Genomic DNA, 25,658 nt, shown 5'->3' on the forward strand with positions numbered 1-25,658 from the left:
GGCACGGGCCCGCTCAGGGCGACTGACGGGATGAGCCTCGCCGGCCGGCCCCGTAAGGTCTGGTTGCTCTTCGCGGGCAACGGCACCTACCACGGCACCGGCCCCACGCCCCGCCGCCGCGCCCGACGGCCACCGGAGCCCGTTCAGAACCGGTCCCGGGAATGCCCCTCACGTCCGCTGGGTTCTCGATGGGTTCGATACCGCCAGATCGTCGTGCCGCGACTCACCCAGCACGACCTTCAGCGCGCCCGTCTCCCCCGCGTGGGAAAACACCTCATAAGCTTCTTGCATCTGACGCAGCTCGAAGCGATGGGTGAGCAGCGACGATGTCGGCAGCCGGCCCGCTGCCAGCATGCGCAGCAGCATCGGTGTGGAGTAGGTGTCCACCAGCCCGGTGGTGAGGGTGATGTCCTTGGCCCACAGGTCCTCGAGGTGCAGGGTTGCCGGTTTGCCGTGGACGCCGATGTTCGCGATCCGTCCGCCCGGGCGGACCATGCGCGTGCACATCTCAAATGCCTCCGGCAAGCCCACGGCCTCCATGACGACATCCGCACCGAGGTCGTCGGTCAGGTCGTCCACCAGCCGTTCCGGCTCCTCGGCGGCGCTCACGGTCGCTTCTGCACCGAACTCGCGGGCCTTCGCCAGACGGGACGGCCCGAGGTCCACGGCGATGATGCGGGCCGGCGAGAAGAGCCGGGCCGTGGCGATGGCCGCGAGCCCGACGGGGCCGGCGCCGACCACGACGACGGTGTCCCCGGGCCGCACGTTGCCGTTCAGTACTCCCACTTCGTAGGCGGTGGGAAAGATGTCCGCCAGCAGGACGGCGTCGGCACTGTCGACCGTGCTCGGCAACGGGTACACGGAAAGGTCGGCGAACGGTACCCGGACGTATTCGGCCTGGGTGCCGTCGATGCTGTGGCCGAGCACCCAGCCGCCGCCCCCGCGGCACTGGCCGTAGCGGCGCTCGCGGCAGAACCGGCACCGGCCGCACGACGAGATGCAAGAGATCAGCACCCGGTCGCCCGACCGCACCGAGCGGACGTCACCGCCGCTCTCCACCACTGTGCCCACGGCCTCGTGACCAAGCACCCGACCCGGAACGACTTCCGGTAGGTCACCCTTGACGATGTGCAGGTCCGTACCGCAAATGGTCGTAGCGTCCACGCGCACGATCACGTCGGCGGGATCCCTGATCGCAGGATCCGGCACGTCCCGCCACATAGTGCGCCCCGGCCCCTGGAAAACGAGTGCCTTCATGACGCCACCTCTTCTTGTTGTCCCGGGCTCCGGCAAGGGTCAGCTCATGCTGCCTCCATCGCGGGGTTCGCAGACAGGGCCGGACGGTCCCCGGCATGGGCCTGACAGACCCGTCCATGCCTGCCGCGAAAGTGTGATGGGGGATGCCGGGGGCCTCTCTCGGCGACGGTTGAACTCGGTTCAGGCACGAATTCGGTGAAGTGGATCGTGCTGCCGTGCGCCGGTGACGCTCCGTCATTCTGGGCGCCATTCTTTGACCGTGCCCGGGCTGCGCCTGGCCCGCTGAGACCGGAGAGGTGGTCCGGGTCACCGATCCGGCCCAACCGTCGTAACCGGCTACCTGCCCGTGCTGTTTGAAGGGTCGCACGTGCCGTACTCCCTGCGGCAGGTCCACAATCATGAGGAGATCTTGATGTCGCGTATCGCAAAGGCCGTAGCGGTTACCGCCTCAGCCGCCGCCATCCTCGCCGGCGGCGCCGGCCTGGCGGCCGCGGACGCCACGGCCGACGGCGCTGCCATTGGCTCCCCCGGCGTCCTGTCCGGCAACATCGTCCAGGTGCCCATCCACATCCCGATCAACATCTGCGGCAACACCGTCAACGTCGTCGGTGCTCTCAACCCGGCCTTCGGCAACGTCTGCATCAACAAGAGCGGCGATGACAAGGAAGACCACTACAAGGCCGAGCACCACCACAAGGACCAGCACGGCGAGTACTGAGCACCACAGGCCCCCGACCCGCCGGCAGCCACAGCGCCGGAGCCGACAGAGCACACGATCCTCCGAACCAGCCGCACAGCACACCCCCTGAGCGCTCCGGCCTCCCCCACATCCTGGGAAGGCCGGACCGCCACCCCACACGGCGCACACTCGACACCCCAGAAGGGGGACTCTCCCCGCAACATGCCACGGTGACCCCGACGGCGTCACCACGGTCGGCGGGCACGCGTACCGCTCTCGGGGACGGAATGGGGCGAGAGAAGCCCGACATGCCAAGACCGGCCATGGGTCATCGAGGCGAAGCTGCGCGTACCCGCCCCCGCTGGCGGCCACCCGCACCGGCACCCCTGTGGGAACGGTGATCTTGTCGTGGGCCAGGAGCCAGGCGACCACCGCGCGCCGGTCGAACTCCGGATGCACGTCCGTACCACCCACCGCGTCGGGAAGTCCGGGTGCCGGCGCGCCAGCACGCCCACCGCCGCCCGACCCACCCGAGCGATCCGCCCCACCCCCGCCAGCACCGTGTCCCGGCCCCCGGCGGGCGATTGGCGGCGAGTGGCGAGGGTCTGGGTGACGTTGTTGGCGAGCCGGTCCCACCGAGTCACAGGTAAGTGCCTCACGGGGATGGTAGGGGTGCGGCGGTGCGCGGGGGTGGGTTGAGGAAGGTGGGAGGTGGGCAGGCCCAGTCCAGGGTCCTGTTGTGCACCGCCTTGTAGAACTCGGCCCGGTCCGATGGGCATGGCCTCGACGGCGTCAACGCGGGCGTGGGGAACGCGGTGTCGGCGGTGCTGTGGGCCGGTGGGGCGACCGGATGGCACTCGGCCTCGTACGCCCCGCCCGTGCACTCGACGGTCGATTCGCCACCGCATGCCGATACACCGATCATCAGCAACGCCGTCACCACGACCGTGGCGGTACACGCCCGTTCGGTGCACGACGTAGAACGACTCCTCATGACCTTCTGTCCCCCTCTTCTCCTGCCCCTGGTGCAGGCCCTTCCCGAGCAGGCCACCGAATGTCTGAAGTCAATACGGCAGGCGCAAGCAGAGGGCTGCCCGGACCGCCTCGGGTGAGCGGATACATCCTGCAGAAAGGAGCCCGGTTCGCCTCCGCCAACGCAGGTTGCCTCACTCGGGGTGACACATCATGAGCGGTACACACCTGTACCGCGGGCCCCGAACGTGTTGGATACGCGGGCGGCTCCCGACGTTATGCCGCCTTCGTGGGCCAGCGTGTCCCGGCCTGCTTGACCTTACGGTCGCCGACAGCGAACGAGGCGTACACGTCGTCTTTCACCTGCAAGGTGAACTGCAGGCCGTCGTCAGCACGGATCCTCATCAGGTAGTCGGTGCGCATGCCGGTGGTCAGCGTGACGCGCTGGACCGAAAGGGCGATCACCTCACCGGCGAACTGGCTGTCCACCTGCTGGTTCACTTGTCCAGCGAAGATCCACAGGAGCAGAGCGACGGGCCGCGTACCCAGCACCAAGAAGATCCACATTGCTCTCCCGCCTGCCGCCCGCGGCGGGGACGACCGCCGCGCTTGTTGAGCGTAACGCCGATATGCAGCGCCGCCCAGGGTAGGGACTGCTTTCAACCGCGCGCCCACCGCGAAGTAATCGTGCCCATGTACAGCCACCTCGACAAGACAAAGACCGTGCCCGCCAGCCGAAGAAGGCCAACAAGTCCCGCAGCAAGGCCAGGTGTCAGGTGTGGCTGACTCTGCGGGACAGCCCGTACGCCGGCATTTTCCGCACGACCTTCACGGAGCCGCGTCGGGCACGAGCACCACCCGACAGAGGCCGGGCTCGACTTCGAGCGGACGCGATCGGGTGAGAAGTTCATCCGTCCCCTGACCGTCGATCAGGGCTTGAGGCTAAGCCTCTCCGGGGGTAGCGGGACGGCAGGCGCGGGCGATGCCGTCCAGCTCGGCGTCGATCCGGGCCCGCTCGCCACCCGAGCCGGCCCGCTCGGCCGGCAGCGCACAGGCGTCCTGCGCCGAACAGGCTTCGGCCCGCACGACCGCCCACCCCCGACGCCCCGCAGGGCCCGGGAGCTCGACCACCCGGTGGTCGAGAGAGCCCGTGATCATCACCGCCAACAGGCTCAGATACTCACGCTGAAGATCACCGGCAAACCCGTCTTCACCAGGCACCTCCAAGAGCGCCCGGTAACCGTCGGCCAGCCGAGCGCAGGTCTGCTGCACGGCACGGACCACCAACGCGAAATGATCACCCTCCATGCGCGCTCTCAACGCCCGCAGATAGACGGCCAACACATCCCCCGCCTCATCTCCGCCGTGATCAGCGCTCATGCCCCCAACCCTCACCCACCGGCGCCTTACGCATACCCGGCGTAGGCAGCACCGCCGTCTTCCACCCCGACTACCCGAGCGACCGCCGTGACGAACCGATGCCCTGACGGCCGAGGACGCGGTTGGTCTGACGACGGTTACCGGGCGCTGCCTTCGCTTCGGTCGGGCGCGGTCTTCTTGCAAGGTGGAGGGCGTCGTCGACCGCGACGGCGCCCCCCTCCGTTCTCTCTGCGGTCTCTGCACCTTCACAGTTCGTCACCCTCGACATCACCCTCGCCGACCATGTCCTCTTCACGGTGGCGCTTGGTCTCCTCATCCAGGCTGCGGGAGACCTTTTCCGGCTGCTGGGGACGGTGCGACGGCCCGGCGGCCTGGTGCCCCTGGCCTCTCCTCGGGGCTCTTGCCCGGCTGACCCGGCTGCTGGCGCCTGTCCTGCGTACCGCCCGGGCTGCTTGCCCCTCGCATCAACGGGCTCCGCTGGGACAATTGGCGGACTTCGCCTGCGCGTAGGCGGCTTGTGCCGTGATCGGCCCTGTGGGGGACACTTTAGGGCCCGGAGCGACGCTGGCCGGTGGCCGCTACCGGATCGATGCGAAGCTCGGCAGCGGCGGCATGGCCGAGGTTTTTCGGGCCTACGACACGAAGTTGGCCCGGATGGTCGCACTCAAGGCGATGCGGACCGGGCTGTCGTTCGATGACGGGTATCCGGCCCGGTTCCGGCGTGAGGCGCAGGCCATGGCCGCCATCAGTCATCCGCATGTGGTGGCGGTCCACGATGTGGGGGACGAGCCCGTCCCGCACATCGTGATGGAACTCGTCGACGGCCGCAGCCTCGCCGATCTGCTGCGGGCACGGCGCGCCCTGCCGGTGACGCAGGCTCTCGATCTCGCCTCGCAGGTGCTGGCCGGGCTCGCCGTGGCACACGCGCACGGGCTGGTCCACCGCGACATCAAGCCGGGGAACGTGCTGCTGACGGCGGACGGGACGGCGAAGGTGGCGGACTTCGGCATCGCGCGGGCCGCCGAGGGGAGCGGGACCGCCCTCACGCGAACCGGCCTGCTGATCGGGACCCCGCACTTCATGTCACCGGAGCAGGTGCTGGGTCGCTCCGATATCGACGGCCGCTCCGATCTCTACTCGGTCGCTGTGATGCTGTTCCAGATGCTCGCCGGGCGGCTCCCCTTCGAGGCGGACTCCGGCTATGCGATCGGCTACCTCCACCTCACCGCTCCGCCGCCCACCCTTGCCTCCCTGGGCATCGCGGCAGGCCCAGCCGTGGAGGCCGTATTGGCCCGCGCCCTGGCGAAAGACCCCGCCCTGCGCTATCCGGACGCGGAATCGATGCGTGCGGCGTTGCAAGAACCCGCCCCGACGACACCGGCGCAGCAGCCCGCCTTCGTGCCCCCGCGACCACCTCGGCCCCCGCTGGCCGTAGGTGGTCGGCTGTCGCACGTGCGCCGGTTGCTCGCGGCCCAGGCGCTCGGCCTGCTCACATGGCTGCTAGGGGCTCAGATGGAAGACACGGGCCGGCTGGCGGTGCTCGGGGGCCTGGGGTCCTTCGTCGTCGGGGTCCCGGGACTGTGGCTGTCATGCTCGGCCGCTGCCCGGCGTCACGGGTCACCGAGCAGGGCAGTCAAGATCGAGACGGCTGTCGGAATGGTCTTTCACGGAGCAGTGGTGCTTTTCTTCCTGACGGCCATTGTGGTTTCGCTGGTAGCTCCAGCCGGGCTGTGACCGCCTACGTTCGCAGGGTCGTTCAGGCCGCGTTCTTCTGGGGCCGGACCCCACAGCGGATGCCCTTCCCGCTGCGGATGGGGGCGCGTTCGCGACCTTCGGCGGCCGGGTCTCGGGCACGAACAGCCTCCGGTCGACCGCGGCCGACGCATGATCCAAGGCCAGGTGCCGTGCCCGCACGGCGCACCGACCGAGGGGCCCGACGGCCACAGCCCCCGGCCGCCTCGCGGCCGCGGGCTGTTCAGCCGCTGATGTCATACGCGGGTGGCGCGCTGGTCGTCCGCTACGAAGGGACGACGTTCTCCGCCTGGGGCCCCTTGGGGCCCTGGGTGACGTCGAAGGTCACCTTCTGGCCCTCTTGCAGCTCGCGGAAACCACTGGCGGAGATGGCGGAGTAGTGGACGAACACGTCCGGGCCACCACCGTCCTGCTCGATGAATCCGAAGCCCTTCTCCGAGTTGAACCACTTCACGGTGCCGCTTGCCATCAGTTCATATCCCTTGCCATGTTCCGCGATGCGACCACGCCGCACCGGCCAGGACCATCCACTTACGACCCCAGCACCTCCACTATGTCCGCAGCGGCCACCACTCGAACCCCTGCACCGGCAGGAGCACCAAGAGGTCACTCACGTGGCCTCACCTGCGTACGCCCCACGCCGTCCTGGCCAGCATCCCCGCCGGAGAGCAGAATCGGCTCGTCGTCCACCCTCAGGTCGGGTTCTTGGCCTGCCGAGTCCGCCCCGCGGGATCCGAATTCCGGTTATGACCGCTTCTCAAGGCGGCGCGTCACCTGGCCGGCCTGCGGTGACGTGGAAGGACGGAGGCCGTGCCCGGCTCTCGCTGGCCAGGTGGACTTTCGTGCCGAGGCCACTGCGGGAGCGTCCGAGTGCGTGGTCCTCGGGCTCAGACCGGCCGGGAGCCCCGGCCCACTGCTCCAGCTTCCGGAGCGTGGCGAAAGCCCAGCCGCGCTCGTCGAGGGATTGCCATACCCGGGCGACGTCCATGCACAGCGGCCGCGCCTCTCCGCGCGCGCCGACGTTGATCTTGGCCGCGTAGTTGATGGCCTGCTCGTCCTCGCGGAGCGCGTGGTGGACGCTGATCCTGAAGCCCGGCGCCTGAACCTTGGAGACAACGCCGGGGATGTAGAGGCGCTGGCCCTGCGCCTTGTGGCGTGTGGCGAGGTCCTCGGCTTCGCCGAGGAACTCTTGGCCCCCCGGAGCCGTTTGAGGACCTCGTATCCGGACAGTCCGGGCAGCATGATGTCGAGGATGATGACGTCGTGCGGCTCGTGGGTGGCGCTCCAGAGTCCGTCCACGCCGTTGTGGGCCGCGTCGACCGTAAAGCCCTCCTCGGCGAGCCCGCGGGCGATCGCCGCCGCGAGGCCGCGTTCGTCCTCGATCACCAGCACGCCCATGGCCGCCTCTTCTCCTACGGTACGCCGCACCGTAGGAGCCGCCTGCTGAGAGGAGGTGGGAGCACGCTCTCTCAGTGTCCTCTCAGCGGCCCGGTCGCAGGCTGATGTTTGTCCACCAGGACCTACCAATCCAAGCCAAGGGAAAGCACCATGACCATCATCCGACGCAGGATCGCCCTGATCGCGGGAGCGGCGCTGCTGGCGGGCGGAGCGGCGAGCGGAATCGCGATGGCGAGTTCCACCACCGCTGCGCCTGTCGCCACGCCGTCCGTCTCCGCGAACGCCCATACCCCCGACCCGGACGAGAACGCCACCGGGCCGGACCGGGACAACATCCAGCAGGGCGACCAGACCACGCCCGACACCAACAAGTCCGGCGATGCCGTCGACCGTGAGGGCGCCGGCGACGCCCAGGAGCAGGAGCGGGCCGGCGAGGCGCCGGAGAACGGGGTCTCCGACGGCCCCGGCGGGCACGCCGACGCCAACAGCTCCGTCGACCACCAGTTCACCGGGAAGGAGTGACCGGCCGGGCGGTGGTGCCGTTCCGTGCGGCTGGCCAGAGCGGGAACGGCACCACCGTCCGTCGCCTCGGTTTCTCACGCCGGCCTCTGTGTCCACGGCAGGCCCGAAAAATCCGTCCCGCCGGCTCGGCGCCAGGCGGATGCGAGCGGGCCGAGCGGTGACAGGGGCACCGTAGACGCGGGAAAGGACACAGCCACCCACACCTCATCGGGACTAACTGATCGTTTCAGAATGAGGCTGCAGGCCAGTTCGAGCAGACCCTGGTGAAGATCGGCGCGTCGCTCGTCGCGGATGCGGAGTCGCTTGAATTGGTGCAGCCAGGCGAACGCGCAATCGACCACCCAGCGGACCTTGCCCAGTCCAGAGCCGTGGGCGACGCCGCGCCGGGCGATCATGGGTTTGATGCCGCGCTTCCACAATAGGCGGCGGTACTTGTCGAAGTCGTAGCCCCGGTCCGCGTACAGGCGCCGGGGCTTGCGGCGGGGCCGTCCTCGCAGGCCCCGGATCGGTGGGACCGAGTCCAGCAGCGGCATGAGCTGGGTGATCCCCTTTGAGAGCCCGGACGTGTGACCCGTCCACGGGACAGTCGTCCAAGTCCAGCAGGTCGGCGCTTCGCAACTCGGCCAGCAAGGCCGCGTGCAGACGCGGCCGGACGCCGACCTCTGTCCAGTCCCGCAGCGGCGCCACGCCGTCACCCCGGAGCAGCCCACGGTCTCCGTCGGGACGTCGCGCCATGCGACACCGGTCCGCAGCACCTACAAGACGCCGCGAGGGCCACCCGGTGGGGAACACGCAATCGCCCGAGATAGCGGTAACTGCGCTCGGGAGCACCCGGCAACAGCGGAGCCACAGCCGGGTGGGGACCTGAAACAGCAGCTACGTCCCGCGAACCCTCCCGGACAGCCGGAGCCGCTGCGGCACACCACCCTCATCGCGAAGGAAGCGATCCCGTGGCCGGCGGGGGCCGCGTCGCCCATCCGGGCCCTGTCGCAACAGTCGTGAAAGGCATGGCCGCCATGGCCGCTATCCGACTCGCCAACGCCCCTGCCACCCCTGCCGCCGCCGAGCCGATCAGCTGGTGTGCCGGCGGCGCTTCCGGCACTTCTGGCACTGAAGAAGCCATCGCATCCACCGAGGTGCGGGGAGAACCGCTGCCAGGGTCGACGCCGATTGCGGCAGACGCAGTGCTGCGGGCCGCGGCGCCGGAGGACACCGGGGCCCTCGGGCCGCCTCGCGTCGCTCCACCGATGACGCGACAAGGGTGACCACACCATCGGTCTACAGTACTGTAGACGTCAGAGGCGGGGCGGCAGGGGTACGTAGCGCTGCGCGGGCCGCGCTGCGCGCCTGCCGGTGACCTGCCGTGTGGCGTTTTGTGCCTGCCGGCCCTCCTTGCGTGTCCTGCCGCCCACTTGAGAAGGTGACGCGTTCTCGTGTCCGTAAACCGTTCTGGCCCCCAGAGTCCACCCGTGAACAAGGCGCCGATGCGCAGTGAGTCCCGGTCTACGGCGGCTGTCCGGTGGCGGAGGGGGGCGGCGGGCGGTTCCGTCTGGTACCTGCGGCTGGTCGCCGCGCTGAACCTGGTGGCGGTCCTGTCGGTGCCCTTTCGGGCCCAGGTGCGCATCCACAATGCCGACGGCCGGTACTTCACCCCGTACCTGGCGACGGCGGGCCTGGTGTCGGTGGTCCTGTCACTGTTCCTCTCGGTGGTGATGCGGCGACACAAGCGGGCCGCGTGGATCTTCAACCTGGGGCTGGCCGGACTGACACTCCTGTTGATGATCCTTCTCCTGGTGGTGTCCGAGCCCGGCGACAGCTACCGCCGCCACCCGTTCAACTACTTCTCCGCCGCTGTGACCGGCCTGTTCCTGCTGATGCTGCTGGTGGGTCGCAAGGAGTTCGTCGCCAAGGGCGACCGTTCGAACATCGCGCTCGCGACGGCCGTGGCCACCGGAGGTGTGGCCGCCAGCGGCGGCATCGGGACCGGCCTGGTGACCTGGGCCAATACGGTGGCGGGTGCGTCCTGGTGGGACCGGTTGGGCTACACCCTGGCGCGAATGGTCACGCTGGAGCCCTCGGAGCGGGCGCAGGAAATGATCTCGGTCCCGCGCTGGGTGGACGCCTCGATCAACGTGATGAGTGCGCTGACCCTGCTGTTGGTGCTGTACGTGTGTTTCCGTGCCCCGCGCGGCAGGGAGTGGCTGGGTGAAGCGGACGAGCAGCGGTTGCGGGAGCTGCTGCGCAGGCAGGGTGAGCGCGATTCGCTGGGGTACTTCGCGCTGCGGCGCGACAAGTCGGTGATCTGGTCCCCGAGCGGGAAGGCCGCCATTGTCTACCGGGTGGTCGGCGGTGTCACGCTCGCCTCGGGTGATCCGATCGGCGACCCGGAGGCGTGGCCCGGCGCGATCGAGCGGTGGCTGGCGGAGGCCCGGGAGCACGGGTGGGCGCCCGCCGTGATGGGCGCCTCCGAGGAGGCGGGCGGAATCTACGCCCGCCACGGCCTGAACGCTCTGGAGCTGGGTGACGAGGCGATCGTCGAGCGGGCCGATTTCACCCTGGAGGGGCGGGCGATGCGCGGGCTGCGCCAGGCATGCAACAGGGTGCAGCGCGCCGGATACACCGTCCGCGTCCGCCACCACGAGGACATTCCCGAGGGTGAGATGGCCGCTCTCGTGGACAAGGCCGACCAGTGGCGCGACGGCGCCACCGAGCGCGGCTTCTCGATGGCCCTGGGCCGGCTCGGTGACCCGCAGGACGGCCGCTGCGTGATGGTGGAGTGCTACGACGGAGACGGGGAACTGCGGGCGCTGCTGAGCTTCGTACCGTGGGGCGAACGCGGGTTGTCGCTCGACCTGATGCGACGCGACCGGAGTTCCGAGAACGGCCTGCTGGAGTACATGGTCACCGAGGTAATGGCGCGCTCCAGGGAGATTGGCATCGAGCGGGTCTCACTGAACTTCGCGATGTTCAGGTCCGTCTTCGAGCGAGGATCCCGGCTGGGCGCGGGCCCGGTGCTGCGGCTGTGGCGCTCGATCCTGGGCTTCTTCTCCCGCTGGTGGCAGATCGAATCCCTGTACCGGGCGAACGCCAAGTACCGGCCGATCTGGGAACCCCGCTACCTGCTGTTCGCCAAGAGCAGCGAACTGCCCCGGATCGCCCTCGCCAGTGCACGAGCCGAGGGATTCGTCAACGCTCCACGTCTGCCTGACCTCTTCCGCCGCCGCCACACGGGTGGCGAGCCGAAGACCGGGTCCCGGCCTTGAGGATGCAAGGCCGGCGAGGTGCCCCGACCGCAGCGGGGGTTGTGCGTCAGGTGCCTTCACACGAGGGCCGGGAAACCCCAGGGCGGTCATCCGGCGCAGGCTCGCACTGATCGCCGGTACGGCGCGGCCGGCGGGCAGAACGGCCGGCCGCTCCGAACGAGCGGTGAGGCCCGCTTCTTGTGGGCGCATCGTCACGTCTAGGGTGGCGGACCGTCGTGAGAGTGTCGGTGCCGTCCGTGACCGGTTCCGGCGCCGGTGCCTTTGCGCCGTGGGCCGGTGAACGGCCGGTGTCCGCCGGTGAGGGATCCGTGGAGTGCGGCAGTGTCGTGCGGTGGTGTCCACGGTGAGGTCGCCGATGCGGAGGGGGCCTTCTGGTTCTTCGGGGGCGGCAGCCTGGCGGCGCAGGTGGGTGCGGAGGGGGGCCGGGAGCACGGTGAGGGTGAAGGGTTTGATGAGGTAGTCGTCGGCTCCGGCGTCGAGGCCGGCGATGACGTCGATCTCATTGCCGCGGGCGGTGAGGATGACGATGAGCAGGCCGGGGAATTGCCCGCGCAGAGTGCGGGCGAGGTCGATGCCGTCGGCGTCGGGCAGGCCGAGGTCCAGGAAAGCGACGTGTAGCCGCCGGTGCGGGCTTCGGCCAGTGCGCTGGGGCCGGTGCGGCACCAGGTGGTGCGGTAGCCGTTGCCGCGCAGGCCGGCATCGAGGTGCCGGCCGATTGTGTCGTCGCCCTCGACGACCAAGACGTGGGTCCCTCCCGGGGTGCGGGCGTGCGCATGGCTCGTAGCGTAGGGGCCGTCCGGTGCGAGGGCGGCCGACGCCACTGGTGGCGGCGCGGAGGGGCCGGGGCGGCGCCGCTGGGGGGGGGATAGCGGTGCCCGCCCCGGTCGTTTGGGGGCCGGTCGTCACAGTTCGCGGAGTTCTTCGACGGCCGGACGGGAGGAGCCGCGGGCGGAGTTCAGGGCCGCGGCGGCGATCGCGACGACGGCTGCCAGGGCGGTGAGGGCGAGGTAGGCCCAGGGTACGGCGATGGCGGCCGGGGGTGGGTCGAAGACGCCGGTGAGGACCTTGACGAGCATCTGGGACAGGGCCCAGCCGATGAACGCGCCGCCGGCCAGGCCGCCGGCGGTCATGACGGCCGCTTCGCTGAGGACCAGTCCGCGCAGCTGGCGGCGGGTGGCACCGAGGACGGTGGTGATGGCGAAGGTGCGCCGGCGCTCGGCCAGGCCCAGGGCGAGGACGATGCCGCCGGAGGCGGCGGCGAGCAGGACGGCGAAGCCGAGTTCGATGCGGGTGAGTCCGGCGAGGTCGACCGAGGTGAGGCTGGAGCCGACCTTGGAGCGGCTCTGGGTGACGTCGGTGACCGTTGCCGCGGTGCCCACCTGCCCGCGCAGTGTCGCGGCGACGCTCTTCTGGTGGGTGGCGCCGGTGTCGATGAGGAACGCGCCGACCGCGTTGCTTCCGGTGCTCTTGGCGATGTATGCGGCGTTGGCGACGAAGAAGCTGTCCTTGGGGGCGGTGGGGAACTCCTTGGCGATGCCCGCGTAGTGGAACCGAACGCTGGTCAGGGCCTTGGTGCGGCTGTCCTGCAGGCGCAGGTTCACGGTGTCGCCGGGGGTGAGCTGGAAGTCCTTGACGGTCTCCTGGCTGACCAGGAGGGAGTCGGGGCGGGCGGCCAGCTTGTTCATGAGGCTCTTGGCGGTGCCGCCGGCGAAGTAGGCGTCCTGAAGGGAGGTGGCGGCGGTGATGGTGGCGGGCTGGACTCCGTAGAGGTCCTGGAGGTCGGCGCCGATGTAGGCGAAGCGGTGTTGGAGGGGCTCGACGTGCCGTACGCCGGGGACCTTGAGGGCGCTTCCGGCGTCGGGGCCGACGCTGACGCCTGGGGACTGGGTGACCGTGACGTCGGCGCCGTTGGTGAGCTGGGCGTCGACTTCGGCCTGCTGCTTGTAGGTGGCGTTGAAGGTGGCGGTTGAGGCCGCGAAGGACACCGCGAGGGCGAGGAGGACGATGGCGCGGGCCAGCGGGCGGCGCCGGCGGGACATGCTCGCCGCCGTGGTGGCGGCGAGGGTTCCTGTCAGGGGGCGGGCAAGGCGTGCCAGGAGCCTGCGTCCGTGGGCCAGGACCAGGGTGGCCAGGCGCCACAGCAGCAGGGCTGCGCCGATCCAGAGCAGCGCCGGTCCGAGGAAGGCCCAGTACGACACGGAGATGCTCGCCACTCCTTCCGGGGCCAGGACCAGCGCGTACTGGTTGCCGCTGGATGCGCGGAAGATGAGGAGGGAGGCGGCGAGGAGGATGAAGTCCACGCCGAAGCGCATCCACCGCGGGGAGCGGGCGCGTCCGACGACCTTGCGGGCGGCGGCGACCGTGCCGGTGCGCAAGTCGCGCAGCGCGGGCACCAGGACCGCGGCAGCGGCGACGACCAGGCCCATGATGAGGGCGAGGGCGAACCAGAGGGCGGCCGAAGTGGTGCTAGCGCCGAACGAGGCGGTTCCGAACGCGGCTTGGCCGGCCAGGGCGGCGATGCCCACCCCGAGGAGACCGCCTGCGACGCCGACCACGGCCGCCTCCGCACCAGCCATCGCGGTGACCTGGCCGGGCCGCAGGCCTCGGGTACGGAGCAAGGCCTGCTCGCGGCGCCTGCGGTCGGCGCCCGCTCCGGCCACGGCAGCGGTCAGGAGGGCTGCGAGCACAGCGCCGGGGACGCCAAGGAACAGGAAGAGGATCTGGGCGTACAGGGCGTCCTTGCGGGCGGCGTCGAGTGCGGCGCCGAGGTTGTCGCCGACGACAGCTCCGCCGGAGGTGCGGGCCTCCAGGTTGCGGGCTGCGGCGGTGACCGAGGTGTAGGCGGCCGCGGGGTCGAGGGGAAGGGGTGCGTTTCGGGCGGTGTGGATCTGGGTGGTGACGGCGGCCGGGTCGACGGCCCGGACTGGTGCGGCCAGCGTGTCGAACAGGTCCGAGGGGAGCAGGATGACGTTGTCGGGCGGAGCGGCGGGCTGGGACTGGGGCGGCGCGCCGACCTTCTGGAACAGGGAGTCGGCCTGCGGAAGGTCGACCACCCCGGCCACCGTCACCTTCGCCGGCCCGGTGCCGGGCAGGGTGATGGTGACCGTGTCCCCGGCGGCCACGTGTAGGTTCGCGGCGGTCTGCTGGGCGATCAGGACACCGGAGGAGGCGCCGGTCAGCTGCCGGATCTCGAGGGGGAACGTCGCCCGGTAGGTGTCGGGCAGGCCGAGGACGACGCCAGGGCCGGTGCTCTGGGTGCTGCCGGCGACGGTGGCCTGGAAGCCGGTGCTGCGGGCGAAGCCGACGCTCTCGGCGCTCTTGGTGCCGCTCGCGGCCCGTACGGCGCTCAGGACCGCGGCGGGGTCGGTGCCCTGCTGGACCTGGACCTGCCAGTCCACCGCGACCGAGCGCACCGCCCGGCTGGTCATGGTCGACTTCGACGCGGTCAGGAACGAGCCGAGGGATGCCACGAGGGCGACGGCGAGGGCGATGCCGAACGCGGTGGCGATCAGCCGTCCGGTGCGTCGGCGGAGCAGTCCCCCGATCCAGGTGATGATCATGACATGTCTCCCTGGGGCGCCGGCGCGCTCCGCCGGCGGGTACCGGGTGCGGGTTGCAGACGGCCTTCGTGCATGGCCCACTGCTCGGCGAGGCGGCGGGCGACGGTGGGGTCGTGTGTGGTGACCACAAGGGCAGCGCCGATCGAGTCGGCGGTCGCCAGGAGGATGTCGATGATGTGCTGGCCGGTGGCGCGGTCGAGCTGTCCGGTGGGTTCATCCGCCAAGACCAGGCGGGGAGCCAGAGCCAGTACGCGGGCGATGGCCACCCGCTGGGCCTGGCCACCGGAGAGCTCCTCGGGCAGCTTGTCCGCCAGGTCGCCGGCTGCGACCAGGGCGAGGGCGTCCAGGGCCCGGCGGCGGGCCCGTTCCTCCGGGATACCGGCCAGGACCAGGGGCAGTGCGGCGTTCTCCGCCACGTCCAGCGCGGGGATGAGACTGGGTCCCTGGAAGACGACCCCGACCTGTGCCGCCACCGGCCCTTCGGCCAGGCCGGGCCAGGTCACCTCGCCGGTGGTGGGCTCCTCGAGTGCGGCCATCAAGTGCAGCAGGGTCGACTTCCCGGAACCCGATGGTCCGGTGATCGCGATCCGGTCTCCGGCGCGGACCTGGCAGGTCGCACCGTGCACCGCGACGACCGCGGCGGGCCCCGAGCTGTAGGTGCGGGCGACGTCCTGGCAGCAGACGAGCACCTCTCGTTCGGTGATCATGACCCGATCCTTCCGTCACGGAGGGTGATGACCCGGTCGGCGATCTTGACGGCTTCGGGGCTGTGGGTGACGAGCAGCACCCCGCCGCCCGCCTGCGCGCGCTCGCGCAGCAGCGCCAGGATCCGCTGCTCGGTGACGCCGTCCAGTTCACCGGTCGGCTCATCGGCGAGGAGGATGTCCGGGTCGTTGGCCAGGGCGACGGCCAGGCCCGCGCGGGCGAGTTCACCTCCGGCGAGCTCCTGGGGAAGGGCGCGGGCCCGGTGTTCGAGCCCGACCTGCTCCAGCAGCTCCGAGATGGACTGCTTGCCGGCTCCGGATGCTGCGGTGCGGGCGAGGCGGATGTTGGCGCCGATGTCCAGATGGGCGATGAGGTTCCCGGACTGCAGAAGGACACCGATGCGGCGGGCGCGGACGCGGGCCCGCTCTGCCTCGGGGCGGTGGCTGATGCGCTCGCCGCCGACGTGGACGGTGCCGCCATCGGGTTCGTCCAGCCCGGCCAGGCAGGACAGCAGCGTGGACTTGCCCGACCCGGACGGCCCGATCACCGCGACACTCTCGCCGCGCCGCACCTCGAGGGCGACCCCGCGCAGGGCGAGAGTCTCCTCCTCGCCCGCCCGGTAGAACCGGTACAGATCCCGCGCTCTCAGCGCGTCGGTGCCCGGCTGGGTAGGTGTCATCACTGCCACCTGAAGGATTCGGTGACGATGCGCCACGGGTCCACGTTGTCGGCGCCGACCGGCCCGGACAGCGTCAGATCGACCTGCCGGCCGCCCTGGAAGAAGCTGTACCGCTCGAACGCGGAGTGAACGATCTTGCCGGTCACCGCATCGGGCGCACTGTCACCCCGGTAGGTGAGCAGGACGGCCTGCCCGGCCGGCCGGGAAACGACAGTCGCCTTGCCCATCGCGAACTTGGGCACCTGCTGTTGCAGGACAGGGACCACGGTGGAGTTCACTGACTGCACGGTGGGGGCTGTGGCGGCGCTGGCGGAGTCGATCTCGATCCGGTTCAGCTTGTCGGTGAAGTTGACCGCGTTGCCGCTCTCGGTGCGGGACCATCCCTCGGGCACCTTGACCGTGAACCCCCCCTGGGCGGGCTGGTAGGCGACATAAGCCTGGTTGTCGGGGATGTCACCGGCAGGGTTGGATTCCGCGGGCACCGGCTTCGTACTGGTGGTCGTGGCGCCGTTGGGCGGTGCGGAAGTACTGCCGCTGCCGCATCCCGCCACCACGCCTGCGGTCAGCGCGAGACCGGCAAGGGAGAGAACAAGTGTGCGTCGCATGATCGTGGCGCCCTTCAGGAGTAAGGCGAACTGCCCTACCCGCGACGCTAGGCAGCAGCAGGTAAAAACCCGGGCCGAGCACGGTTAGACGACGGCAAATCCGCACCCCCGACATCTGCCTCACGCCGAACTGGCCGAGGTGGGGAGAATTGGGCGACCGCCGCCATCCCAAGTCGGGCGGTCGGATCAGGGAGCCCAGGGCAGTCGTACGGCGGCCTCGATCTCCGAGTCGTTGAGGAGGGCCTCGACGAGCGGCGCCGGGCCGGCGACCTTGGTTGCCCACAAGTCGTGATCCGTACACAGGACCCAGGAGCGGTCGCGGGCCCAGAGGTTGGACGGGGTCCAGAACTCCACCTCGGGGCGGTCATACAAGGCCTTGGCGTCCGTGAGCCGGCCGGCGGGGCTGAGCGTCGGAGGTGGCGGACAGCGGCACGACCCGGGCGCGCGGCAGCCGGATCGCGCCCCCATGCTCCGCCGCGGCCTCCTGTTCGATTGCCACCCGTACACCCCTTCCGACTCTGCCGCAGCAATTGCGTACGCCTCGCCCCGAGCCGCGATCTTGCTGCGGGATCGAAGGGTCGCAGCAGGGGTGCCGAGGGGAAGGTTTCGGCGACGAGTCGTGACACCGCGCCCAGCCGCCCGGACCGACCGATAGCCCGCTCCCGGGCCGGGACGTTGAGCTGCTACTGCTGTTAACGCCCGGCCCTTGAGGGGTGCCCGTCACCGATACCCGGTCGCGTCCGCCGGCTTGCCGGCGTTGTCGACCTCGACCAGGTAACGCCAGCAGTCCGGGCGCGAGCCGTCGAGGTCGGTGAAGCCGTATTCCTGTGCGAGTTGCCCGCTGGACAGCGACTGGCCGTTCCAGCGCACGACGTCGGCATCGCCGGCCAGCGCCGCGACCGCGCGTCCGACGTACGACGGGCTCTCCGAAATGCAGAAATGCGGCACTGTGGCCAGCGCGTCGCGCCAGTTGTTCTCGGTGACGCCGAACGTGTCGAGCATCATCTCCGAACGCAACCAGCCCGGGGTGAGCGCCACCGCCGTCCCGCCATGCGGCTTCATCTCGTATGCGAGCACGAACGCCATGCGCAACACGCAGTTCTTGACCAGGTCGTAGAAGTACGAGTTGCGGTAGTGCATTCCGTTGTATGCGGACGTCCCGTCGGTCATCTCGATCACGAGCCCGCCCGGTTGACGCACGAGCAGCGGCAGCACGAAGTGGCTGGTGATCGCGTGGGTCTCCACGCCCAGCCGGAGCAGCCGCAGTCCGTTGTCGAGGTCGTGTTCCCACACCGGCTTGTCGAACGCGAACAGCTGCTCTCCGCCCCAGACATCGTTGACCAGCACGTCGAGCCGCCCCTGCTCGGCGTCGATGCCCTCGGCCAGTGCACTGACCTGCTCGGGCACCAAGTGGTCGGTCGGCACCGCGATGCCGGTTCCGCCGGCGGCGGTGACGAGCTCCGCGGTCTCCTCGATCGTCTCGGGCCGGTCGTACTCCGAGCGCCGTTCCCGCGTCGTGCGGCCGGTGACGTAGACCGTCGCCCCCGCCGCGCCGAGCTGGACGGCGATGCCGCGCCCGGCTCCCCGCGTGGCCCCCGCGACCAGCGCGATCTTTCCGTGGAGGTCCGGTGCCGATGTGTCGGGCATTGATCCCATTGAGTTCCTTATCTATCCACACGGCTTGGTCTACGTCCGTCATCGACGCCGACCGGTGACACCATGCTCGATCCAGAACCCGAGACTCCTGTGTCGCATTTTTTCGCCCGTCTCACGGATGCCACAGAAGTGACCAAGCCGATGCCTCACAGCAACAAAACGGTCTCACCAGGCCCAATCGCTACCCTGCCCGCCACCTCCGACGCCCAACCCGCCAGCTCACACGCTCATCCGCCATTTGAAGCGCGCAGCCACAACACCCCGAGGCCAGATCATACGAGCACCTCGCGCCGATATTCGAACACATGTTTTACTAAGTGCGTCCGCCAGTAGCTGAGGCAGCTGGGCCGGCAGAACGCGCGGGAGTTCGGTCGGCCGCTATCGGCGGCGGGTCCTACCGTGTGTGCACCTCGTTGGTGGCTTGGAGCTGCCGCCAGGATCGCGGATCCGTCAGGCGGAGGCCGGAGAACCGGGGCGTCGGGCTCGGGCTTGGTGGCGGTGAACAGCCGAGTGTGCAGCAGCGCGCCGAGCGGCTTGCCCGAGATCCCCAGAGGTCGAACCGGCTGATCGCGAGAGTGGCGAGGTAGCTCGCCTGGGGCGGCGGCGCTGTACGGCTGCACGATCGAGGACGGCGTGCTGGTCGGGGTGGGCGCCCTGGGCTCAACGGCGCGCGGGTGGGCGCTGGTTCGCTGAAGCGGCCGGCGCGGTGGTGGCGCAGGGCATGCAGATCCCGCCCGGTTCGCTGGTGGCGGGCGTCCCGGCCAAGGTCAGGCGCGAGCTGACGGAGGCGGGAGCGCCTGGGCATCAAGGCTAACGGCGATATCTGCTGCTCGCCCAGGCGCACTCGGAGCTGTTCGCGGAGGGCGGCGAAGCGGATCTCGACTGAGCGGACTCTTTGTGGGTCAGTGCCAGTAGGAGGGCGAAGACGATCCGGAGCCGTTCTAGGAGATGATCAGTAGAATGACGATGATCGCCAACGGAACGGCGACGAGCAGGGCGCACCCGATGTCACCGGGCAGGTTCTTCCTGCGAAGGCGCTGATCGAGCAGCTTGGCCTCGGGGGTGTCGTTCCGCCAGTGCGGCCGGAGCTCCGCGGTGCCGTCGGCGATGGCTCCGGCCACCCGGGCGACGTCCGCGGGGTGGTACGTGCGCCACTTGCTCTCGCCCCAAGTGGAGTGCGATACATAGAGGTTTTTGCGGACTCCGTTGGCATTCGCGGTGGCGTCCAGGCAGGTCGCCCGGATGGTCGGCCAGGCTCGGGCCAGCTGCCTCTCGGACAACCAGGCGACGTGCTCCGGTTCGGCTGCTGCCACGGGCGCACCTACTCTCGGCTCGCAAGCAGTCTCTCCCCGCTCCGGCCGGATAGGCAACACCCTCTTCTCGTAATCGGCTTGGCTCCTCGCGTCGTGGTGGTCTTTCGGTACTCAGTTGCCGCCCGTCGCCTCCCCCGGGTGGGGGAGGCGGATGCGTCCGGCGGGGGATGTGGCCGGGCGGGTAAGGCCGGAGGCTGGGTTTCTGCTGAATGAAGGGGAGTTTGGGTGGAGCGCTGGGATCGGATCGGGCCGCGCGCGGCGTATGGGGCGGCTCTGGCGATGTCGCCGTACTTGCTGATCAAAGTCTCGTGGGTGGTCGGCGCGTTGATGGGCGTGCTGCCGATCGGTGATGGGTTCGGCTTGGCGGAGTGGGTGGTGCTCAACACCGTCACGGTCGGTATGGCGGTGATCGGGATCGCTTTGGCGCTCGCTTTGGTGCGGCCGTGGGGGATGCGGATACCGGGGGCGCTGGTCGCGTTCTGTTCCTGGGTGGGATCGGGGTTCCTCGTCTCGGTGCTGCCTTTCGTTCTGTTCAGTGCGCTCCTGGGTGGCGGCTCGCAGGAGGGTGGGGGCGGCGACGATCCGGCCATGCCGGTCTGGGAGGGGGTGCTGGTCCAGTTCAGCTTCGTGGGGATGGGGCTGGGGTTGGCTCTCGCGGTCCCGGTGTATCTGCGGCGCCGCTGGCCGGACGCGTTCATCGGGCGCGTCGGTGACGGGCCGCGTATGGCGCGGCCGTGGGCAGCTGTAGTCGGTGCCGCGGTCGGACTGGTTTGGATCTACTGGGCGGTCGGCGGCACGGTGGGAATTGCCCACCCGGCCGAGCGGAACACCGACTGGTACGTTTTGGCAGCTGTTTGGGGGTTCTGGGCACTCGCCGGAGCGGCCGCCATCTGGGTGGTCGCCGGGGCACGTCCTGCCCGGTGGCCGCGCTGGCTCCCACTCGCGTTCGGGTGGGTCGGGTCGGGCTCACTGTTCGCGTGGAGCGCCTGGAAGCTGCCCCTCATGCTGTACGTAGCCTTGACGGATCCAGCCGATGTCACACCGCCGGAGAGCCCCACCGTCGTGGTGGCGGTCCATCTGTGCGCTGTGGTGGCAGGCGCGGCGATGATGCGGACCCTCGGGCGGCGAGCAGGGGAGGGAAGCGGGGCAAACCGCGCCTGACCAGCCCAACAGCCTTGGGGCGGCCCGGTGGTACTACCCCCAGCGAACGCAGGCACCGGGCCCGACCCGCACACGCCCCATCGGGACGGGCTGCACCCGAGACCAACCGCGGCCACCCCCACACCCGGCGCCAGTCACACAAATTGTGGCTACCGCGCGGCCACTCGGGAGGAGCCACCGGTGGCGACCGGCCACCAGGCCAGGCGTGCGGGTTCTGACGCCTGAACCAACACCGCCGCGCGCGGTGACGCCGCCCCCCGTGCCAGGCCTGGCAGGGGCGGCACCTGTCAGGTGTCAGCACGAGGGCCCCGCCCGGAGCTCGGGGCGCCTGGGGAGGGGTGTGCATCCCAGCCTTTTGCACGAGCCGCAGCAGAACCGGTTCCGCACCCGTCTGGCTGCGAGTCGGGCCGGCGGCTGGCCGGGACGTGCCCGGCAGGAAGGAAAACCGCTAAAGCGGTATGAACCAATCCGACGACCTCAATGACCGGGAATGGGACGCGGTCTGCGCCCTTCTGCCCCGCTGCGGGCCCGGCGGGGTAGGCCCCCGGGCCATCGTCAACGGCATCCTGTGGGAACAAAGAGGCGGCCGACGCCGGCGCGACCTGCCCACCCGCTACGGACCCTGGCACCGCTGCGCGGAGCGCCTGCGCCTGTGGAACACCGACGGCACCTGACAGAAGATTCTCCCCCTCCTCGTCACCGGCCGCCCCCTCCCCCGCGCCGCCGACGCCGAACGCCCCACAAACACGGGCAAACGTGCGCAGACGACTGGAACACTCCATGGCTCACATAGGCATCGAGCAGCAGGGGCTTTCAGGCGCTGCGGGGCTTGCGGCCGGTCGTCTTCTTCGCCGTCGTGGTCTTGGCGGTGATCTTCTTGGCCGCCGTCTTCTTTCCGGATTTCGCGGTGGGCAGGTCGTGGACGGTGGCGTCACGGTCGCCGCTGCGGGAGGCCTTGGCCTCGCTGACGGACTTCTCCAGCATCGCCATCAGGTCCACCACCTCCGCCGGGGCCGGTGCGTGAGTCTCGACGGGTTCGGGTCGGGTGCCGGCGGCCTTGGCCTCGATCAGCTTCTCCAGCGCGTGGTGGTACGCGTCATGCATCTCGCTGATGTCCCGGCCCGAGAGGGTGTCCGCGAGCGCGACCGCGGCGTCCACCTCCTCCTCGGGTACCTCCACGTCCGGGACCTCGACTTGCCCGGGGTCCCGGATCTCGTCCGGCCACCGCATCCCGTGCAAAACGATCACATCGTCCAGCACCCTCAGCACGCCCAGCCGCTCACGGTCGCGCATCGCGAACTTGGCGACCGCGACCTTGCTGCCGCGCTCCAGCGCTTGGCGCAGCAGCTCGTACGGTTTGGCGGCGACGCCCTCGGCGGCCAGATAGTAGCTCGCGCCGATCCGGATCGGGTCGATGCTCTCGGCCGGCACGAACGCCACGCTCTCAATGGCTTTCGCCGTCGGCAGGGGCAGCGCGTCCAGGTCCTCGTCGGTGACGGGGATCAGGGTGCCGGTGGCTGTCTCGTCCCCTCGGATGATCTCCGACTGATCCAACTCCCGGCCATCGGCCTCACACACCTTGCGGTAACGGATCCGCCCCCCGGCCGCGGTGTGGAACTGGTGGAGCGAAATCGAATGCGACTCCGTCGCCGGAAATCCTTTGCCCCGTCCAAGACCGATGCGGAGCGTCTGCTGCTGGTCTCCCCGGAGCTGGGGGAGGTACTGACCGCGGTCATCTTCCGGGTCCGGGCCGGGAACGCCGCCCTGCCGCTGGTGTCGGCCTACGGCGTGTTCGAGCAGACCTGGAGCCCGCCCATGCCGTTCCTGTTCCAACGCCGGTACGGCACCGAGGATCGGCCGCTGACCCGCAGCTACATCCGCGAGTGCCTGCTCGCGACCTCGCAGTCCGCCCAGATCACCGTGGCCGGTGACCCGCTCGAATGGCGACCTCACGACTTCAGAAGGATCTTCGTGACCGACGCCATTCGCTTCGGACTGCCCCCACACATCGCTGCGAAGATCTGCGGCCACGCCGCTTTGGACACGACCATGGGGGTATGCCGCGATCTACCCGGAGGACGTGATCTCCCATCACCGGGCCTTCACCGCCCGCCGCGAAACCGAGCGGCCCAGCGAGGAGTACCGCGAGCTCACTGCCACCGAGTGGGACGAGTTCCTGGCCCACTTCGAACTGCGCAAGGTCGCCCTGGGGACCTGCGGCCGCGACTACGCGACCCCGTGCCAGCATGAAAACGCCTGTGTCAGATGTCCCTACTGCTGGTGGACCCGGCCCAGATGCCACGCCTCCAGGAGATCCACGCCAACCTCGTCGACCGGCTCCAAGAGGCCAGGAAGGAGGGCTGGCTCGGCGAGGTGGCCGCCATCGAGACCACCATGGCCGCCGCAGCGCAGAAGCTGGAGGCCATGCGCGAACGTGCGGCCCAGCCGTCCACCATCCACCTGGGCATGCCCGACTTCCGCCGGAACGCCGGACGAAGCAGCGGAGAACCCGAAGCCCCACCGACCTCGGCAGGCCCGTTGTGAGTCGACCGCGCGATCCAGACGGATGCCGCCGGGCGATCAAGTTTTCGGCAGGAAGTCCTGCCAGAACGAGACGGTCGCCCGCGGTCGCCAATCGTCTGGGGTGTGGGCGTCGAAATCGTCGAACTCGTGGTTCACGTAGTCGACGAGGTCAGCGCCGTAACAGATGATGTCGGTGCTCCACACTGAGAGAACGGGGTGGCCGTGGGAGCCGTGGCCGGCAGGCAGGAACCGATGTCCGTAGACGGGGACGAGGTTGGGGACCCGGGCAAGCAGCCCCTGGGCTTGCTGAAGGGCCTCGTCGGCATCCTCCGGCCGTTGCCCCCAGGTCGGATGCCAGTAGCCGCGTCGGACTGACAGGGCGATGCCCTCCACGGGCCACTCAAGTCGCTCTCGGAGCCCTTGGGGGTCGCCGTGGCGCGCCAGTCCGGCCACGGGTTCTCCCACGTGTCCCCCTCTTCGGGCGGCTGGCTGACCGGTAGACCCGACGCCAGGAAGGCCCGGTGGTCGTCGGCAAACTCGAAGCCGTACTCCTGCTCAATACGCTGGAGCTCCATCTCGCTCAGCCCCGGAGCTATCTCGCAGCAGTCCGCAAGAGCGAGAAGGCGCGCTGCTTCGATCCCCAACTTCATCCCATCCGGCTTCGTCACGCTGGAACACTACTGGTCCCACCCAGCTAAAACTCAGACAGTTTTCAAGGATGACCAGGCTGCGGGCGATGCCCGCCGGACGAGCGGAGCGAAAACTGCTGTCCACGTGCGGCAGCGTGCGAGATGCTGCCAGGCATGATCGATCGCGAGTTCGCCGTCCGGGCGGCCCAGGAAGACCTGGACCGCCGATACTCAGGACAGCTGGTGGTGTCCGGGACCGAGGAACACGAACTCGTCTGGATCGTCTACTACCAAAGCGCGGAGTACCTGCGCACTGGGGACTTGAGCCACATGCTGGGTGGCAACGGGCCCTACCTGGTCGACCTCGTCGACGGTGGCCTGCACCAGATCCGACCGGTCTCCTACGTCACCGGCGCCTGGGAGGTCGACTACCGCAGCCGTATCCGGAAGATGGTCACCCGGACCTCCGTGGACGACTTGCACGACGAGATCCGCCAGACCGCGGTGGCCCAGGGACGGATCATCGCCATGCACCTGCTGCGACAGCTCGTTCCAGAACTGGCACACGGCGAAGTCATCGAATACGTGACTGCCCTGCAGACCGGCCCCGCACCACCTCGACTTGTGGACGCTGCCACCAGGGCCCTCGTCCCCGCTCTTGATCCAATTCTCGCCGTGCGCACAATCCGCTCCGGGCAGAGCACTGAGCGCTGAAACCCGGGCAACCAACCCGTGGTCCGGAGAGGCCGTGCCGGACCGCGCACCCGTCACCACGAGATGAGTTCAGGCACGCGGTGGCAGGACCTCGATCACGGTGGCCGTTCCGGCAACAGGTCGGGCTTCGTGCATGGTGATCACAGCACCGCACTTCAGATGCCTCCACTGCTCAGGGCTCAGAGGAGCAAGCCGAACGTCGGCGGTTTCTCCCGGGCCGAGCTCATACTCCACCCATAGCCGGGCGATGTTCAGTTCTCGCTCCCCGTCGGCGGTGCGGTTGCCGATGTCCCACATCGGCCGGAGCTGTCCGTCTCCGGAAAAGGCAGTCCGGCGTCGGCCCTCCTCCGCACCCACCAGGCTCAGGGTGGCCCGCACGGTGCCGTGCCGGACTTCCCAGCCCCGCCACTCGCACCAGCGGCGGCTGCGGTCGAGCATCATCTGCCGAGCAGCCTCGGCGAGGAGCTGCCAGAAGTCCATGGACACGGGGTGGATATCCCCGATCTCGATGAGAACGCCGAGCACCATCTCCCACTCCTGGCGCCAGATGTCCTCACGCACATCCCCGACCGTCTGGCCGTTCTCGGCTACTGCGTCCTCAGGCAGCAGGTCGACGGCCTGCCGAAGGAGTGTGAACGCGTCATCCATGTGCTGCATTCTCCCGTCCCGGGACGGGATGAAGGTCGACCAGGCCGGAGTTCGCGGCGCGACACGCCCGAACTCTCCCGGGCACCGAGATTGGCGCCCACTACTTTGAGCAACTCGACTGCGATCCGGGCCGTCTGGGCTAGTTCGGATAAGCCTGCGTCCGCTGCTCCTACGGCGGTCCGCTCGTGGTCGTCCCCCACATCGACGGAGCACCACTCACCGGGCTGATCGACGAGTTCGAG

The 25,658-nt window shown here is 69.6% G+C and carries 24 protein-coding genes and 5 pseudogenes; 11 read left to right on the top strand and 18 right to left on the bottom strand.

Translation table 11 applies throughout. The annotated features are described in order from the left end of the window. Nucleotides 1-168: 168 nt before the first annotated feature. Complete coding sequence (locus ABZ934_RS30360; RefSeq protein WP_361319246.1) at nt 169-1,257, bottom strand: alcohol dehydrogenase catalytic domain-containing protein; 1,089 nt, start codon at nt 1,255-1,257, stop codon at nt 169-171. Nucleotides 1,258-1,669: 412 nt separating this feature from the next. Between ABZ934_RS30360 and ABZ934_RS30365 the strand changes: the two genes are divergently transcribed. Continuing rightward, complete coding sequence (locus ABZ934_RS30365) at nt 1,670-1,975, top strand: chaplin (RefSeq protein ID WP_361319248.1); 306 nt, start codon at nt 1,670-1,672, stop codon at nt 1,973-1,975. A gap of 839 nt (nt 1,976-2,814) precedes the next feature. Further along, a complete protein-coding gene (locus tag ABZ934_RS30370) occupies nt 2,815-3,048 on the top strand; it encodes a hypothetical protein (RefSeq protein WP_361319250.1) in 234 nt (77 codons plus the stop codon). 136 nt (nt 3,049-3,184) lie between these two features. On the opposite strand, the gene ABZ934_RS30375 is transcribed toward ABZ934_RS30370, so the two are convergent. Both ABZ934_RS30375 and ABZ934_RS30380 read right to left on the bottom strand, forming a co-directional pair. Further along, nucleotides 3,185-3,409, bottom strand: coding sequence for a hypothetical protein (locus ABZ934_RS30375; protein ID WP_361319252.1), 225 nt, complete (start codon nt 3,407-3,409; stop codon nt 3,185-3,187). A 441-nt stretch (nt 3,410-3,850) separates the two neighbouring features. Then, complete coding sequence (locus ABZ934_RS30380) at nt 3,851-4,288, bottom strand: hypothetical protein (RefSeq protein ID WP_361319254.1); 438 nt, start codon at nt 4,286-4,288, stop codon at nt 3,851-3,853. A 534-nt stretch (nt 4,289-4,822) separates the two neighbouring features. On the opposite strand from ABZ934_RS30380, the gene ABZ934_RS30385 reads away from it, so the two are divergent. Continuing rightward, nucleotides 4,823-6,022 carry a protein kinase gene (locus tag ABZ934_RS30385; RefSeq protein ID WP_361319256.1) on the top strand — a complete coding sequence of 400 codons (1,200 nt, stop codon included), beginning with the start codon at nt 4,823-4,825 and terminating at the stop codon, nt 6,020-6,022. 283 nt (nt 6,023-6,305) lie between these two features. Here ABZ934_RS30385 and ABZ934_RS30390 read toward each other — a convergent pair whose 3' ends face one another. The 3 genes and pseudogenes from ABZ934_RS30390 to ABZ934_RS30400 all read right to left on the bottom strand — a co-directional run. After that, the gene (locus ABZ934_RS30390; protein ID WP_361319258.1) at nt 6,306-6,509 is read right to left on the bottom strand and encodes a cold-shock protein; all 204 of its coding nucleotides are present in this window, start codon (nt 6,507-6,509) and stop codon (nt 6,306-6,308) included. A gap of 222 nt (nt 6,510-6,731) precedes the next feature. After that, a pseudogene (locus ABZ934_RS30395) lies at nt 6,732-6,929 on the bottom strand (IS5/IS1182 family transposase); the annotation flags it as partial. Between the two features lie 311 nt (nt 6,930-7,240). After that, a pseudogene (locus tag ABZ934_RS30400) lies at nt 7,241-7,438 on the bottom strand (response regulator); the annotation flags it as partial. Nucleotides 7,439-7,588: 150 nt separating this feature from the next. Between ABZ934_RS30400 and ABZ934_RS30405 the strand changes: the two are divergent. Beyond that, on the top strand, nt 7,589-7,960 hold the full coding sequence (locus ABZ934_RS30405; RefSeq protein WP_361319260.1) for a hypothetical protein: 372 nt from the start codon (nt 7,589-7,591) through the stop codon (nt 7,958-7,960). A 230-nt stretch (nt 7,961-8,190) separates the two neighbouring features. On the opposite strand, the pseudogene ABZ934_RS30410 reads toward ABZ934_RS30405, so the two are convergent. After that, a pseudogene (locus ABZ934_RS30410) lies at nt 8,191-8,810 on the bottom strand (transposase); the annotation flags it as partial. Nucleotides 8,811-9,444: 634 nt separating this feature from the next. On the opposite strand from ABZ934_RS30410, the gene ABZ934_RS30415 reads away from it, so the two are divergent. Next, nucleotides 9,445-11,223, top strand: a complete 1,779-nt coding sequence (locus ABZ934_RS30415; RefSeq protein ID WP_361319326.1) for a phosphatidylglycerol lysyltransferase domain-containing protein — start codon at nt 9,445-9,447, stop codon at nt 11,221-11,223. A 483-nt stretch (nt 11,224-11,706) separates the two neighbouring features. Here the strand turns inward: ABZ934_RS30415 and ABZ934_RS30420 are convergent. From ABZ934_RS30420 to ABZ934_RS30450, 7 genes and pseudogenes are all read right to left on the bottom strand, one after another. After that, nucleotides 11,707-12,129: pseudogene (locus ABZ934_RS30420) on the bottom strand (hypothetical protein); the annotation flags it as partial. Continuing rightward, nucleotides 12,126-14,783: an FtsX-like permease family protein gene (locus tag ABZ934_RS30425; protein WP_361319262.1), complete on the bottom strand. Its 2,658-nt coding sequence runs from the start codon at nt 14,781-14,783 to the stop codon at nt 12,126-12,128. The pseudogene ABZ934_RS30420 and the gene ABZ934_RS30425, both read right to left, overlap by 4 nt. After that, complete coding sequence (locus ABZ934_RS30430) at nt 14,780-15,490, bottom strand: ABC transporter ATP-binding protein (RefSeq protein WP_361319264.1); 711 nt, start codon at nt 15,488-15,490, stop codon at nt 14,780-14,782. Before ABZ934_RS30430 ends, ABZ934_RS30425 begins: the two co-directional genes overlap by 4 nt. Then, nucleotides 15,487-16,167: an ATP-binding cassette domain-containing protein gene (locus tag ABZ934_RS30435; RefSeq protein ID WP_361319266.1), complete on the bottom strand. Its 681-nt coding sequence runs from the start codon at nt 16,165-16,167 to the stop codon at nt 15,487-15,489. Before ABZ934_RS30435 ends, ABZ934_RS30430 begins: the two co-directional genes overlap by 4 nt. Further along, nucleotides 16,167-16,772: a hypothetical protein gene (locus ABZ934_RS30440; protein ID WP_361319268.1), complete on the bottom strand. Its 606-nt coding sequence runs from the start codon at nt 16,770-16,772 to the stop codon at nt 16,167-16,169. Before ABZ934_RS30440 ends, ABZ934_RS30435 begins: the two co-directional genes overlap by 1 nt. Nucleotides 16,773-16,958: 186 nt before the next feature. Further along, on the bottom strand, nt 16,959-17,144 hold the full coding sequence (locus ABZ934_RS30445; protein ID WP_361319270.1) for a hypothetical protein: 186 nt from the start codon (nt 17,142-17,144) through the stop codon (nt 16,959-16,961). Between the two features lie 348 nt (nt 17,145-17,492). Beyond that, a complete protein-coding gene (locus tag ABZ934_RS30450; RefSeq protein ID WP_361319272.1) occupies nt 17,493-18,428 on the bottom strand; it encodes an SDR family oxidoreductase in 936 nt (311 codons plus the stop codon). A gap of 600 nt (nt 18,429-19,028) precedes the next feature. Between ABZ934_RS30450 and ABZ934_RS30455 the strand changes: the two are divergent. Continuing rightward, a pseudogene (locus ABZ934_RS30455) lies at nt 19,029-19,215 on the top strand (gamma carbonic anhydrase family protein); the annotation flags it as partial. Nucleotides 19,216-19,369: 154 nt separating this feature from the next. Here ABZ934_RS30455 and ABZ934_RS30460 read toward each other — a convergent pair. Beyond that, nucleotides 19,370-19,741 carry a hypothetical protein gene (locus tag ABZ934_RS30460; RefSeq protein WP_361319274.1) on the bottom strand — a complete coding sequence of 124 codons (372 nt, stop codon included), beginning with the start codon at nt 19,739-19,741 and terminating at the stop codon, nt 19,370-19,372. A 225-nt stretch (nt 19,742-19,966) separates the two neighbouring features. Between ABZ934_RS30460 and ABZ934_RS30465 the strand changes: the two genes are divergently transcribed. Together ABZ934_RS30465 and ABZ934_RS30470 are read left to right on the top strand one after the other, a co-directional pair. Continuing rightward, nucleotides 19,967-20,902, top strand: a complete 936-nt coding sequence (locus tag ABZ934_RS30465) for a hypothetical protein (protein WP_361319275.1) — start codon at nt 19,967-19,969, stop codon at nt 20,900-20,902. A 458-nt stretch (nt 20,903-21,360) separates the two neighbouring features. Next, nucleotides 21,361-21,576: a transposase gene (locus ABZ934_RS30470; RefSeq protein ID WP_361319276.1), complete on the top strand. Its 216-nt coding sequence runs from the start codon at nt 21,361-21,363 to the stop codon at nt 21,574-21,576. A 139-nt stretch (nt 21,577-21,715) separates the two neighbouring features. Here ABZ934_RS30470 and ABZ934_RS30475 read toward each other — a convergent pair whose 3' ends face one another. Continuing rightward, nucleotides 21,716-22,735, bottom strand: a complete 1,020-nt coding sequence (locus ABZ934_RS30475; protein ID WP_361319278.1) for a Ku protein — start codon at nt 22,733-22,735, stop codon at nt 21,716-21,718. Between ABZ934_RS30475 and ABZ934_RS30480 the strand changes: the two genes are divergently transcribed. Both ABZ934_RS30480 and ABZ934_RS30485 read left to right on the top strand, forming a co-directional pair. Further along, a complete protein-coding gene (locus ABZ934_RS30480) occupies nt 22,718-23,152 on the top strand; it encodes a tyrosine-type recombinase/integrase (protein ID WP_361319280.1) in 435 nt (144 codons plus the stop codon). The genes ABZ934_RS30475 and ABZ934_RS30480 overlap by 18 nt on opposite strands. 15 nt (nt 23,153-23,167) lie before the next feature. Then, nucleotides 23,168-23,446: a hypothetical protein gene (locus ABZ934_RS30485; protein WP_361319282.1), complete on the top strand. Its 279-nt coding sequence runs from the start codon at nt 23,168-23,170 to the stop codon at nt 23,444-23,446. Between the two features lie 36 nt (nt 23,447-23,482). Here the strand turns inward: ABZ934_RS30485 and ABZ934_RS30490 are convergent, their stop codons facing one another. Next, nucleotides 23,483-23,878 (bottom strand): hypothetical protein, encoded by a 396-nt coding sequence (locus tag ABZ934_RS30490; protein WP_361319284.1) that lies wholly within the window; start codon nt 23,876-23,878, stop codon nt 23,483-23,485. Between the two features lie 350 nt (nt 23,879-24,228). Between ABZ934_RS30490 and ABZ934_RS30495 the strand changes: the two genes are divergently transcribed. Further along, entirely contained in the window at nt 24,229-24,768 is a 540-nt protein-coding gene (locus ABZ934_RS30495; protein WP_361319286.1) for a YrhB domain-containing protein, read from the top strand. Nucleotides 24,769-24,837: 69 nt separating this feature from the next. Here the strand turns inward: ABZ934_RS30495 and ABZ934_RS30500 are convergent, their stop codons facing one another. Continuing rightward, complete coding sequence (locus ABZ934_RS30500) at nt 24,838-25,425, bottom strand: hypothetical protein (protein ID WP_361319288.1); 588 nt, start codon at nt 25,423-25,425, stop codon at nt 24,838-24,840. Nucleotides 25,426-25,658 lie beyond the last annotated feature (233 nt).

The organism is Streptomyces sp. NPDC046557 (assembly GCF_040645975.1).
In the GTDB taxonomy this organism is placed as follows: Bacteria; Actinomycetota; Actinomycetes; order Streptomycetales; family Streptomycetaceae; genus Streptomyces.